Source organism: Photobacterium sp. TY1-4 (assembly GCF_025398175.1).
GTDB lineage: Bacteria > Pseudomonadota > Gammaproteobacteria > Enterobacterales > Vibrionaceae > Photobacterium.
This window is the reverse complement of the sequence record NZ_CP099735.1, coordinates 1,594,310-1,606,781: the sequence shown is the minus strand read 5'-3', so window position 1 is coordinate 1,606,781 and position 12,472 is coordinate 1,594,310. Positions and strand designations below refer to the sequence as shown.

17 protein-coding genes and 2 pseudogenes are annotated in these 12,472 nt (G+C 54.5%); 15 read left to right on the top strand and 4 right to left on the bottom strand.

Annotation, left to right across the window (positions count from 1 at the left end):
* Window positions 1–6 precede the first annotated feature (6 nt).
* The 3 genes from NH461_RS23980 (at window position 7) to NH461_RS23970 (ending at window position 2,174) form a co-directional block, all read left to right on the top strand.
* Window positions 7–528 carry a cysteine hydrolase family protein gene (locus tag NH461_RS23980; protein WP_261603467.1) on the top strand — a complete coding sequence of 174 codons (522 nt, stop codon included), beginning with the start codon at window positions 7–9 and terminating at the stop codon, window positions 526–528.
* Window positions 529–643: 115 nt separating this feature from the next.
* Complete coding sequence (locus NH461_RS23975) at window positions 644–1,363, top strand: riboflavin synthase subunit alpha (protein ID WP_261603466.1); 720 nt, start codon at window positions 644–646, stop codon at window positions 1,361–1,363.
* A 97-nt stretch (window positions 1,364–1,460) separates the two neighbouring features.
* Window positions 1,461–2,174: a sulfite exporter TauE/SafE family protein gene (locus NH461_RS23970; RefSeq protein ID WP_261603465.1), complete on the top strand. Its 714-nt coding sequence runs from the start codon at window positions 1,461–1,463 to the stop codon at window positions 2,172–2,174.
* A gap of 27 nt (window positions 2,175–2,201) precedes the next feature.
* On the opposite strand, the gene NH461_RS23965 is transcribed toward NH461_RS23970, so the two are convergent.
* On the bottom strand, window positions 2,202–2,849 hold the full coding sequence (locus NH461_RS23965; protein ID WP_261603464.1) for a glutathione S-transferase family protein: 648 nt from the start codon (window positions 2,847–2,849) through the stop codon (window positions 2,202–2,204).
* Window positions 2,850–2,966: 117 nt separating this feature from the next.
* Between NH461_RS23965 and NH461_RS23960 the strand changes: the two genes are divergently transcribed.
* The 6 genes from NH461_RS23960 (at window position 2,967) to NH461_RS23935 (ending at window position 6,161) form a co-directional block, all read left to right on the top strand.
* Window positions 2,967–3,815 (top strand): LysR family transcriptional regulator, encoded by an 849-nt coding sequence (locus NH461_RS23960; protein ID WP_261603463.1) that lies wholly within the window; start codon window positions 2,967–2,969, stop codon window positions 3,813–3,815.
* Between the two features lie 68 nt (window positions 3,816–3,883).
* Window positions 3,884–4,171 (top strand): hypothetical protein, encoded by a 288-nt coding sequence (locus NH461_RS23955; protein ID WP_261603462.1) that lies wholly within the window; start codon window positions 3,884–3,886, stop codon window positions 4,169–4,171.
* Window positions 4,138–4,407 (top strand): YciI family protein, encoded by a 270-nt coding sequence (locus NH461_RS23950; RefSeq protein ID WP_261603461.1) that lies wholly within the window; start codon window positions 4,138–4,140, stop codon window positions 4,405–4,407. The genes NH461_RS23955 and NH461_RS23950 overlap by 34 nt, the downstream gene beginning before the upstream one ends.
* 196 nt (window positions 4,408–4,603) lie before the next feature.
* The gene (locus NH461_RS23945; RefSeq protein ID WP_261603460.1) at window positions 4,604–5,038 is read left to right on the top strand and encodes a GNAT family N-acetyltransferase; all 435 of its coding nucleotides are present in this window, start codon (window positions 4,604–4,606) and stop codon (window positions 5,036–5,038) included.
* A 17-nt stretch (window positions 5,039–5,055) separates the two neighbouring features.
* Window positions 5,056–5,667: a GNAT family N-acetyltransferase gene (locus NH461_RS23940; protein WP_261603459.1), complete on the top strand. Its 612-nt coding sequence runs from the start codon at window positions 5,056–5,058 to the stop codon at window positions 5,665–5,667.
* Entirely contained in the window at window positions 5,655–6,161 is a 507-nt protein-coding gene (locus NH461_RS23935; RefSeq protein WP_261603458.1) for a GNAT family N-acetyltransferase, read from the top strand. The genes NH461_RS23940 and NH461_RS23935 overlap by 13 nt, the downstream gene beginning before the upstream one ends.
* Before the next feature lie 224 nt (window positions 6,162–6,385).
* Here NH461_RS23935 and NH461_RS23930 read toward each other — a convergent pair whose 3' ends face one another.
* On the bottom strand, window positions 6,386–6,583 hold the full coding sequence (locus NH461_RS23930; protein WP_261603457.1) for a hypothetical protein: 198 nt from the start codon (window positions 6,581–6,583) through the stop codon (window positions 6,386–6,388).
* 150 nt (window positions 6,584–6,733) lie between these two features.
* On the opposite strand from NH461_RS23930, the gene NH461_RS23925 reads away from it, so the two are divergent.
* The 6 genes and pseudogenes from NH461_RS23925 to NH461_RS23900 all read left to right on the top strand — a co-directional run.
* Window positions 6,734–7,282: a TetR/AcrR family transcriptional regulator gene (locus tag NH461_RS23925; RefSeq protein WP_261603456.1), complete on the top strand. Its 549-nt coding sequence runs from the start codon at window positions 6,734–6,736 to the stop codon at window positions 7,280–7,282.
* A gap of 183 nt (window positions 7,283–7,465) precedes the next feature.
* Window positions 7,466–8,212, top strand: a complete 747-nt coding sequence (locus NH461_RS23920; RefSeq protein ID WP_261603455.1) for a thermostable hemolysin — start codon at window positions 7,466–7,468, stop codon at window positions 8,210–8,212.
* On the top strand, window positions 8,172–8,801 hold the full coding sequence (locus NH461_RS23915) for a TenA family transcriptional regulator (RefSeq protein WP_261603454.1): 630 nt from the start codon (window positions 8,172–8,174) through the stop codon (window positions 8,799–8,801). Before NH461_RS23920 ends, NH461_RS23915 begins: the two co-directional genes overlap by 41 nt.
* A gap of 26 nt (window positions 8,802–8,827) precedes the next feature.
* Window positions 8,828–9,631, top strand: a pseudogene (locus tag NH461_RS23910) (SDR family oxidoreductase).
* Window positions 9,632–9,654: 23 nt separating this feature from the next.
* Window positions 9,655–10,197, top strand: a complete 543-nt coding sequence (locus NH461_RS23905) for a hypothetical protein (protein ID WP_410000122.1) — start codon at window positions 9,655–9,657, stop codon at window positions 10,195–10,197.
* 2 nt (window positions 10,198–10,199) lie between these two features.
* Window positions 10,200–10,747, top strand: a pseudogene (locus tag NH461_RS23900) (response regulator); the annotation flags it as partial.
* 132 nt (window positions 10,748–10,879) lie between these two features.
* Here NH461_RS23900 and NH461_RS23895 read toward each other — a convergent pair.
* Window positions 10,880–11,131, bottom strand: a complete 252-nt coding sequence (locus tag NH461_RS23895; protein WP_261603453.1) for a hypothetical protein — start codon at window positions 11,129–11,131, stop codon at window positions 10,880–10,882.
* A gap of 190 nt (window positions 11,132–11,321) precedes the next feature.
* Entirely contained in the window at window positions 11,322–12,470 is a 1,149-nt protein-coding gene (locus NH461_RS23890; RefSeq protein WP_261603452.1) for an ABC transporter substrate-binding protein, read from the bottom strand.
* Between the last annotated feature and the right edge of the window lie 2 nt (window positions 12,471–12,472).

Genomic DNA, 12,472 nt, shown 5'->3' with positions numbered 1-12,472 from the left:
AAGCGCATGAAGTCAGCAGTTCTGGTCATTGACGTGCAAAACGGTATTTTTGCCGCCGAAAGACAGCCGTACAACAGCACCGTGGTCGTCAGCAATATCAATAAACTCATCACCCACGCCAAAGCGGCGGGTGACACCGTGATTTTTGTCCAACATCAGATGCCGGGCATGGTCGAGTATGGTAGCCAGCCCTGGCAGCTCTTCGCAGAACTCATGGTCGGTGACGAAGACATCCGGATCAGTAAAACCGCCCCAAATGCTTTCTTCGAAACAGAGCTTGAAGCCCTGCTCGATCAGCATGACATTCAAACCCTCACCCTGTGCGGTTACTCTTCCGATTTCTGTATCGACCGGACCGCATTCGAGGCCGCTTCCAAAGGCTATCGCGTTCACCTGCCGGCAGATGCCCACACCACCCATGACAAGCCGCATTTAACCGCCGACAAAATCATTGAGCATCACAACTTTACCCTGTCGATGCATCCGAATATCCACCTGCACGCGACACGGGTATTTACGGCTAAGTAACCGAAGTGTGCCAAGAAACCAAGACTGGCCGTCACCACCCGTCACTTGTGCACTTTTCCCCGATTCATGCAACTGACGGCAACCATCGGTTGCCACAGACAAAACAGGACGTCTTATGTTTACCGGAATCGTTCAATCCATCGCAACCCTCAACCGTATCAGTGATCAGGGCGGCATTCGCACCTTTGTCATCGATTTTCAGCCCGGCTTTTGTGACGGCCTGGAAATCGGCGCCAGTGTCGCCGTTGACGGCGTCTGCCTCACCGTCACCGAGCTCATCTCCGAGGTTCAGGTCAAGTTTGATGTCATGCTGCAAAGCCTGCTCATCACCACCCTCAGCGAGTATGAACCCGGCACAACAGTGAATGTCGAGCGGGCAGCCAGAGACGGTGCCGAGATCGGCGGCCACCCGCTTTCCGGCCATGTTGATTTTAAAACCCCAATCCTGGCTGTTCAGCAAATTGAAGATAATTACTGCCTGCGCCTGAAACTCACCGATACCTGGAAACGCTATGTCTTTCCCAAAGGGTATATCGCCCTCAACGGTGCCAGCCTGACCCTCTCCGCGGTCAACAAACAAGAAGGCTGGTTTGAAGTCTGGCTGATCCCGGAAACCCGGCGGATGACGGTGTTTGAACAGAAGGCGGTCGGTGATCACATCAATGTTGAAATTGAGCGCGGCACCCAAGTAGTCGTTGATACCGTGCGTGATACGCTGGAAGAAAACCTCGGCGCGTTGCTGCCGGCATTTGAACAACTTCTAGCACAACAAGGCATGGATATCGATACCCTGGGCCAGAAGATGAAAGCGTTGGACAACCCCAAATCCCAATAAAGCCATCGGTCTCAGCACCTGAGCCAGTCCGTCAGGCACAAGGCGCCATGCTGGATAACGTCAAATAAGTTAAAACTTAAAAGAACAGGGAGGTTCTTTGCCGACAGAGCTGCTCTTGGGGGCGATAGCCCTGCTCACCTCCGCCGTTGCCGGGATTCTCGGGTTCGGCGGCGGGATGCTGCTGATCGCCATCCTGCCGGTATTTCTCCATCCGGCGACCGTCATTCCGCTCCACGGTATTACCCAACTGACGAGCAATGCTTCGCGGATGTTGTTTTCCCTTAAAGATGTCCAGTGGTCGCTGCTGCCGCCCTTTCTCATCGGCTCCGCCGTCGGCATTGTGCTGTTTGGTTTCCTGTTGGCGAATCTGCCGACCAACCTGATCCCAGTCGCCATCGGTCTCTATATCCTGCTGAGCCTGTGGAGTGAGCGGTTTTCACAATGGATCAAGCGGTATGAGAACTTTTATCTGATCGGAGGACTGCAAACCGGCTTAGGCTTGATGGTTGGCGCTACCGGTCCGCTGGCCCTCAGCGTGCTGACCAAACGGCTCAACAACCAAAATCAAATCATTGCCACCAGCGCCCTGCTGATGGCCATCAGCCATATCGCCAAGATCCTGGTGTTCGGCTATTTGGGCTTTTCCTTTGCAGAACATCTGGAGACATTACTCTACCTGGTCACCGGCGCCATCATCGGATCCTGGCTCGGTACCCGACTGCGCCAGTTCGTCGGCAACCCGCACCTGATCATGCTGATCAAGCTGGCACTGAGCCTGCTGGCGATCAAGATGATCATGGCGGTTGTTTAAAGCAATTTTTCGCAGGTACCGCGCGTTTTACTCCGGCTCCCCGGCCTCGTCTTCGACGACAATATCCGTTTCTTCACCGGCTTCAGCGAGCCAGCGTTGTATCGCCGGACTGTTCAACACTTTTTGCTGATACGCGCTGGCCTGATCCGACAACGGCAACCCGTATGTTTTGAACCGCAGTGCCACCGGGGCAAACATCGCATCGGCTATCGACCAATCCCCGAACAGCCAGCCACCGGCATAACGCGCCATTTGCTGAGACCAAATGGCATCGATCCGTGCGATATCTTTCAGCGCCCCTTCACTCAATTCGACTTTCCTTTGCGCCCGGCAGTTCATCGGCAGCTCATTACGCAAGGACGAAAATCCGCCGTGCATTTCTGCCGCCAGCGCCCGCGCCCTGGCCCGCTCCTGGAGTGAATCCGGCCAGGCCCGACCATCAAGATAAGCCTCATTCACGTATTCAAGGATCGCGAGCGATTCCCACACCGTCACATCACCGTCGACCAGCGCAGGCACTTTGGCGGTCGGGGTTACAGATTCCAGCGTTTGGTAAAAATCTTCCGTAAACAGCTTCAGCTTTACGACCTCAACATCCAGCTCGTACTGGGCAAACAACAACCAGGCGCGTAACGACCAGGTGGAATAATTTTGGTTGGCAATATAGAGTTTCATCGGTCCCTCGTTGGTCTCTGTGTCATGAGTTTGTAGCTTAAGGGATTGTTTTACCGGGGACGAACGGATAATTTTGATGGAACCTATGAATCAGAACGATGGATAGACAGTCCCGCCATGGATATTGATGCCCTGAGAAGCTTTCTCGCGTTTGCCGAGACCGGCAGCTTCACCCGCGCCGCGAAACAAATCAACCGGACCCAATCAGCATTCAGTGCCCAGATGCGCAAACTGGAGGCCGAGCTGTGCGTCAATCTGTTTGAGAAAGAGGGCCGCAACCTGGTCCTCAGTGAGGCCGGGCTGGCGCTACGCACCCATGCCGAGCAGCTCGTCGCGATGCACAATCACGCCCTCAGGCAGGTCAAACGCTATGAAGGTAAGCGCCCGCTGCGACTCGGCTGTCCGGAAGATTACAACGACATCATTCTGCCGCGAGTCATCCGGGAGCTCAGCCAGGCCGATCCAACCTGCTCGATCCAGGTGTTCAACGAGCCCAGTATCACCCTCAGAGCCTGGCTGGATGAGGGCAAAATTGACGCCGCAATCCTCACCCGGGCACCCGATAGCGAAGAAGGCCATTGGCTCGCCAGCGATCAGGGCGTCTGGATTGCCAGTGAGACATTCACGCTCGACGACACCCAGCCCGTGCCCTTGGCCTTGTTTCAGTCCGATTGCAAATATCATGCGGCAGCCATCAACGGCTTGACCAAACGTGGCACGCCGTATCGGCTGCTGGCCTGTTGCAATACGGCTTCCGCCCAACGCGCCCTCGTCCGGGAAGGCATGGCGATCGGGGCGATGGGACGGCTCAGCGTCACGGATGATCTGCGCATCCTCGACCACATGCCGGCGCTGCCCGCCGTGGATATTGTGCTGGTCTGCGGGGTTCAGCCCCACCCCTTGTTAGACCCAACATCGATTGAGCGACTAATCCAAGGAACTGCGAATAAAACTGAGCGCGATTAACGGTCACTCGTCAGTCTCAGAGCAGATGCGCACAACATTTCTCGAACCAAACAGAGTAGGAATTCACCATGCCTCGATATCAATTTTTCACCTTTCCGCACAATCAAAAGACCGACTTTACCTATCTGAACATGGATACCGCGACCTTTTCAGAAGATAAACTGGCCCTGCTGGCACAGAACTTTGAACTTGACGGCCCCCCGATTGATGCAGTCAGCGCACAGGCCGCCGTTGAGAAATATCAAAGTGATCTTCAACGGCCACTCGAAGACTATGGCCGCTCATCGGTCATTTATGTTCTGGTTGAAGGTGTCCTCACCTGGTGGCGAAAACGAATGAGCAAGTCATCCAGCTAATCGCTGCTTTAGCCACAGGCTATTTAACCAAGGAATATCAATCGAACAACCTGCGCTTTGGCGGAAGAAGGGTTCCTCGCACTGGTGGCATTCTCATTTCACAGCATGAGTGTGAACAAGCGCTCAGGGCGGTATTAGACGCCGACCCATTTATCCAAAGCGGGGCAGTGTCTTATTCGATTACCGAATTTACGCCTGTCATGGCTGCTGAAGCATATGCACATCTCTTAACCTGAATGCTTGTCACACAAGCTTGCCCGCCTCACTTATGGCTACAGATCGATCACATGGCCAGTTGCCATCTCCGCGAAAAGAAGGGAATATAACGCCATAAAATCAAGGAATAATAGCGCGTCAGGCATGATGTCGGTTGATGTCTGACATCGCGCGATTTGGAATGACCGCTCATTTGAGCAAGCAAAGGAGACTGTGATGGTCATCATTCGGGAAATGGATATCGCTGACTACGAGCCGGTCATTGAACTCTGGCGGCAAACGGAAAATTTGTCGCTGCGCGATACCGATTCGAAAGCAAGCATCGGAGCCTATTTACAAAGAAACCCGGGCCTGAGTTTTGTCGCACTCATGGGTGATGAAATCATCGGTGCGGTATTAGTCGGTACAGATGGCCGCCGCGGCTATTTGCAGCATCTGGCCGTAAGCATTGAGTACAGAGGCCAGAACATCGGCCATCAGCTGGTTGCCAAATCCGTTGATGCACTGGCATCGCTTGGCATTTCAAAGACCCATTTGTTCGTGTATCAAGACAACATCAACGCGCAGGGATTCTACGAAAAATTAGGCTGGTTTCCCCGTGATGAGATCCGGATGTATTCGTTCAACAGCTCCGGCAATCACAATGCCTAAACACGGCATGATGCCGAATGGATACCACGCATAAGGAAATCATTGTGCTCTCAACGCTCCTGAACCACCACCGATCACCGCGGCTTGATTGCGAACACATCCCGATCACCGATGCCATCACGCTGCGCCATTTAGCCCTCGGCCATGCCGAAGGACTGCTGGATGCGGTCGAACGCAGCCGCCCCCAGTTGGCCACGTTCCTCGGCTGGGTGGAACAAGTCATTAATGTATCCGGCGCGCGGCAATATATCCGGGACCGAATCGACGCACCGTCTCCCGGTGCCCGATGGTATGCAATTTTCCACCAACAAACATTCTGCGGCGTGTTCGGGATTAAATCGATCGCACCCCGCTCGCACATCGCCGAAGTCGGCTACTGGCTCAGTAGCGAGGTTCAGGGCAAAAGAGTGATCCCCCAAGTCCTTACCGCGCTCATTCCGGCCCTGGCGCAGGAGACCAACGCCGACATTGTTGAATTTCGCTGCCTGGAGCACAATCAGGCCAGTATCCGGGTCGCCACACGAGCCGGAGCCAAATGGATCAAATCCGTCGATCATCAAATGGATGTTCACGATGCGGCGCAAAAACTCAACATCTACCATCTGGCACTGAAACCATGGAAAATTTAAGCCGGGCCGCTTCACCCCTGCAAACCTTCACCTTAACCACCCGGAATGCCACTCCTGCGGATTTTGAGTTTCTGTATCAGCTGAAGAAAAAGGCGGAATACGAAGCTGTGGACGCTGTATTTGGTTGGCATGAGGCGACCCAAAGAGCCATCCACCAGCAAGAATGGGATGAAGCACGACCGACTCTCATTGAAGTCAACCAGGAACCTGCCGGCAGCATCTTATTTCAACATCATGGCGAGTATTGGTATCTCGGCCGCTTCTTCCTACTGCCTTCATTTCATGGTCTCGGCATCGGCAGTCAGATCCTGAGCCAGCTATTGCAACCCGCTGATGAGCAGGGTCTCCCTGTCCATTTATGCTACCTACAGGGCAACCGAGTCAGCAGCCTGTACCGGCGCTTTGGTTTTGTCCCGGTCAGGGAAGACAATCACTTTGTCTATATGATCCGTCCTCCCGGAGCGATGTACCCAAAATCATCATCAACTCATTGACCTTGACCGGAATATGCTCTGAGTAATCCTCACGCCTGAACTGACTGCTGCGCATAAAACACAAGAACCAAACCTCATTCCGAGACCGGTCGCCTTCATTCAAACAAGTGAGGAAACACCGGCACTTGGGCCTGATAATGCGTCCCCTGAGCCGCGTTGAGCAGACCGCTGCCGGCACCTGCCCTGGCACATCAACGCTTCGGACACTACCTCAGCTCAATACCTCAGATAAATGCTGCCGACTCCCGCCACTCTTTACGAAACGCCTTCACGCCGTCTTCATAGCCAAGGATCAGCATCAGCACTCCCAATCCACCAACCAGCAAAATCGCCCCAAGGATCGGGCCCACCACGTAGCTGAACATCATTTGAAACGGCAAATAGCAGGTATAAGCAAAACACTTCAGGATCAGATCTTTCATAACTTTTCTCCAAACTAAAAATGAGCGCGCTCATTTAATATAATTTGAGCGCGCTCATTTTTCAACAGCCGACTTTCTGCAATCCTGGCATCCGGGCGACGAAACCCTGAAAAATCAGATACAATGGGGACTGCACCAGAGGGAATCACCATGACCAGCACCAAGAAACAGCAGACACGCGAGACCATCCTGAGCAGTGCCTGGCACCTGTTCCACCAGCAAAGCTATGCCGAAACGACGACCCGACAAATCGCCACCGCTGCCGGTGTTGCGACCGGCACGGTGTTCTCGCACTTTCCGGCCAAAATCGATTTGCTCAAGGCCGGGGTTGAGCAACAAGTCGAACGTGTCCTCCAAGCCGCAGCAGCCAACGATACCGCCTACACTCCAGCGGAGCGACTGCTCCACTATGCCCGGTACCTGTTTGATTACTACCTGCAGCAACGGGAATTCAGCATGGAGTTATTTAAGGAGCTGATCTGGCAGCAACCCCAACTCAACCCGCAGATTATTGCATTTCAACAGCGGTTGTTTTCGCACCAAAGCACCTACGATCCGATGATGGCTCAGGTGATGATGGAACTCTATTTCATGACCTTAATCACCGGGCTGCAAACGCCTGATGCCACCACGGAAACCCTGCTGGAAAACCTTCGCGCCCGGCTGGCCTGTCTGCAACTGCCTCAAAACATGGTTTAATCCGCCGACAACTGCCTGAGGCATCAAAGCCTTCCGGGCGCTGAACACTCACGGGCATCAAAAAAATCCCGCCGCCTCACCCTTAAGAATGGCTTTTTTGTTTCTTAAGGGATTCTTAAGTCTTTCCCCCTAATGTTGAGTCATACACCAGACATATAGGGGCAAGGCTATGCGCAATGCGCAATGCGCAATGCGGATCAAAACAGCACTTATTCGCTGCAAATAATTCATAACAACCACCCGTCGCGGCAAGAAGTCGAGCGCTATATTGCAACCCGGTATCGTGCAGCCTTTCATGCCAACCTAAGTCAATTTATGCCCGCGTTCATGGCCGTTTACGACCAATCGCAACAGTTACATGCTGCCTGCGGTTTTCGGATCGCAGATCAAGGGCCGCTCTTTCTGGAGCAATACCTGAGCCAGCCTGCGGAGGCCGCAATTCTTTCCTGCTGTGGTATTAGGGTACAGCGAGAAAAGCTGGTTGAATTCGGTCAACTGGCCTCTTTCTCCCCGGGTATGTCTCCGCGCCATTTCTGGATGATGGCCCAGTATTTGGTCGATGCCGGATACGAATGGGCGATTTTCACCGCGACCGATCCGCTGTACGCCATGCTGACCCTGCTGGGGCTGAAGATGACGATTCTGTCCGCCGCCAGTCCGGATGTGATCCCGGATGCGGCACAAACCTGGGGCACTTATTATCACCACCAGCCCCGGGTCTCCGTCGGGAATCTGGCCGAAGGCCTGCAGCAACTCAGCCAGCGTTTTTTCCAGATTATCCAACCGTCGCGTGGTCTCAGGAGAATCATAAACATGGATACTGTTTTAGGGGCTCTGGCCCATTTCGCCACCACCACACCCGCCCACCCTGCACTGATAGGCCGGGCACATGGCCAGCGCCCCCGTCTTTGCGGCCTGCGCCCGCGGTGACATCCAGCCCGAGACTTACATTGCCTTTCTGACGCAGGCCTACCACCACGTCAAACATACCGTGCCTTTGCTGATGGCCTGCGGCGCCCGCCTGCCGGAGCATTACGAATGGCTGCGCCAGGCGCTCGGGGAATACATCGAGGAAGAAAAAGGCCATCACGAGTGGATCCTCAATGATCTGGTCGCCTGTGGGGCCGCCTCAGACTGCGTACGCGCCAGCCAGGGTCTGGGCGCCGTCGGACCGGACATCGAGCTGATGGTGGCTTATCTCTATCACCAGATTGATCGCCGAAATCCGATGGCATTTTTCGGCATGGTCTGGGTACTGGAAGGCACCAGTGTCAGTGTCGGCGGTCAGGTGGCCGAGGCTATTCAGCAAGCGTTGCAGCTGCCGGATACCGCGATGAGCTACCTCAAATCTCACAGCAGCCTGGATCAGGAACACATCCGGCTGCTCGAAGGCCTGATGAACCAGATCACCAACCCGGTCGATCAGCAAGCCATCATTGACGGGGCCAACATGGTCTTCCGTCTGTATGGCCAAATGCTGCACCACCTGCCTCTCCAAGGCAAGATGCAGGTCGCCTGAACGCATGACTCCAAGGAACGATGACCATGAATCTTGATCAGAAACGAATTTTGCTCACCGGAGCAACGGGTGGGATCGGCAGCGCAACGGCAATCAAACTGGCCGAAGCCGGTGCGCACCTGGTATTGGTCGGGCGTCAGCAGGACAAACTTGATGCCCTGAAAGCGTAGCTGGCCAATCCAGGACAGCACCTGGCCATCACTGCCGATCTCAGTCAGCCGGACGGGCTGAGCACGCTCGACAGCACCTGCCGAACCTGGCGCGAGCAGGGGATCCGGATTGATGTGGTGATCAACAATGCCGGGACCAATCAGTTTGCCTATCTGTCCCAGCGGTTGGGCGCCTCGATTGAGCAGGAATTTCAACTCAACCTGATCGCGCCGGTACTACTGAGTCAGAAAGCGTTGGGCTGGATCAACCGTCCGGGGATCATCCTCAATGTCGGTTCGACCTTCGGTGTTATTGGCTATCCGGGCTTCAGCACCTACTGCGCGGCCAAAGCCGCCCTGCACCGCTTCAGTGAAGCCATGCAACGCGAGCTGCAAGGGGCCGGAATCCAGATGTTGTATCTGGCCCCCCGGGCAACGGCCACCCGACTGAACGACGACCAGGTGACCGCGCTCAATGACGCGCTGGGCAACCACACTAACCAACCCGAAACTGTAGCTGCAGCGATTATCACCGCGCTCCGAAAAGAATCAACCTGCACCTGGTTAGGTTGGCCGGAAAAACTGTTTGTCCGGCTGAACCAGCTGCTACCGGGCCTCGTGAGCAGCTCGATCCGCAAACAACATGCCCGAATCACCGAATTTGTCAGCAAGACACTGTAATTTCAGCTTGAGAGGACATCCCCATGAAAGTACGTAACCCGCTCATTGCCACCATGATTGCCACTGGCGCGCTGCTGTTTACCTATCACACCCAAGCCGCGGAGACCATGACCCTGGAAGCGATTCAGCACCAGTGGGCCCGCTGCAAATATGATGTGTTTAATGAAGATAACAAAATTCGCTGCCTCGAAACCCTGATCCAGGAAAACCAGCAAGCACTCAGACATGCCCCGGTCAACAATGAACTGAAAGTCTGGCTGGCCATCAACAAAAGCACTCTGGCCGGTGTCGACGGCGGCCTCGGTGCGCTGTCGCTGGTCAAAGAGGCCAAATCCCTTCTCGAGGAAGTGATTGATAAGAATCCAAAAGTGTTAGAAGGATCCGCTTATACCAGCTTAGGTTCACTATACTACCAGGTGCCCGGATGGCCGATCGGGTTCGGCGATGATGAAAAAGCAGAGCAAATGCTGAAAAAAGCGCAACGCGCCACACCGCGCCCGGGACGTCCGCTGGCGGATCGCGGCAGACAACAAGAAATTGCAACTAAGCTGAAGGAACTGCAATAGTCATGCGCATTTTACTGGTGAAGATGATGCCATGCTCGGCGAATCCATGGTGGCTTCTCTCAGCCGCCGTGGCTACACCGTCGACTGGTTACAACAAGGCAATGGGGTTGAACTGGCGCTGAACACCGAAGAGTTTATGGCGATCATTCTCGACCTCACCCTGCCCGATACCGATGGCCTGGAGGTACTCCGGCGGATTCGCAGGGCAGGTCATCAACTACCGGTGATGATCCTCACCGCCCGGGATGAAATTAACGATCGGGTCAAAGGGCTGGATGGCGGGGCCGATGACTATCTGGTCAAGCCGTTTGCCCTTGAGGAACTGCTCGCCCGGCTCCGGGTGCTGCTCCGCCGCCGATCCGGCCAGACCGAGACCACCCTGGAAGTCGGCGCCCTCACCCTTTCGCTGGTGAACAACGAGGTGCAATACCAGGGCGAGCCGATCAAACTGACCAAAAACGAATTCAAAATTCTGGCAACCCTGGCCACTCAGGCGGGTCGGGTGCTGAGTAAGGAGAAACTCCAGCAGGCCCTGCATGGCTGGGATGATTGGCGGTAGCGTCCCGAAATTGTGCTGAAAGCTGACCGCGATGTTGACGCAGCCAGCGTCCTTTTGCGAGGTATTGTATATGCAAGGTATTACGTGCGCAGGATATTGTGTTTTGCAACATATCGAGCCGGACTAGCGCTCCCCTTTCATTGCAACCCCTTTCTCCATGGCATCCAGGTGTTCGATCAACATATTCGGCGGGCACTGCCGCATCGCCACCCGCCGCAATAAATCAGCGCTTTCATCATCTCCGCCCAGACAACGCTGAATACTGGCATTGATCTCTTCATGCTTCACCCCGTCGTGAGACAGGGCTTCAATCCACTTATATTCCACGGATTCTAAATCGAGTATGGTATCGCGGCCAATTAACATTCTACCCATAGCAGTACCATTCCCTAACGAAAAATAAACACCTGTAACCATATGATACTTTATGGGTATTACAGAAACATTTCTGAGTGTCAGATCACAACTTAATCGTTTGTATCCCGTCACATCAGTAATCGCCGCGCGTGACGACAGCACTCTAGTGCGCACCTGAAACCACTGTTTGAAAACGACTTTTTCCCTGTCAGGGAAGCATAGGCGGTGCAATCCATCGGCTGAAAATAAACTGACCGTCTTTGACCGTCATTAAAACTGCGCTCTTCGTCGGATCGCCGGAATTACGAAATTCAATCTGACCGGTGATCCCTTCGTATTCAGGCATGGTTCTCAGCGCATCACGCAACTCTTGCGGCTCGGTACTCCCGCTGCGCTTCGCCGCTTCAAATAACAAACCAAACGCATCATAGGTCAGGGCAGCGACATCATCAGGATCCCGCTGGTAGGCTTCGCGATACCGAGCCCGAAAATTGAGCGCCTGACCACTCGCCTTATCAACGGCATAGTGGGCACTGAAATATGCGCCTTCAAGAATATCCCGATCAGATTCGGGGATTTGTGCCCAACTGTCACTCCCCAACAGCTGGGTAGTGATCCCTGCGGCTCGGGCCTGGCGTGCCTGCTCCGGCACCTCGTTGTAATAATTAGGTAAGAACAGAATATCCGGATTGGCCGATTTGATTTGCCGGAATTGCTCTTCAAGGTTCGGGGCATCCCGGGTATAGAGCTCAAAGGCAGCCATTATCCCGCCCATGGCCTGAAACTCGGTACTGAACACTTCGGCCAGCTTGCGATTGTAATCGCTGGATACGTCATACAGCACCGCAGCGGTCCGCGCGCCCAGCTCGTCATAGGCAAACTTCGCCATCAGTTGTCCCTGGAAGGTATCGACATACGCGACCCGGAATACCCAGTCTTTGTTCAGGGTGGTTCTGGGATTGGTCGACCAGGGGCTCAGCAGCGGAATTTTGGCATATTCAGCATATCTGGCAGCCGGAATCGCATTCCGGCTGGCCTGCGGGCCAATAATAGCACTGACATTTTTCTGGTTAATCAACCGCAGGGCCGCACTGATGGTATGCTCCGCATTATCCTGGTTATCCTCGGTCAGCAGCACCACCCGGTATTGTTGGTTGTTGATGATCAACCCGCCCTGCTGGTTCACAGTTGCCACCGCCAGTTCGGCCGCTTCCACCGTTGCCCGGCCAACTTCCGGGATCTGGCCGCTCACCGGCGCAATCAGCCCGACCCGAAATTCCGGCTGCTGCTCAGATCGCTCTTCACAGCCGCTCAACATCAAGCTGGCTAACATGATCAAGGCTACCAATCCCTTCATCG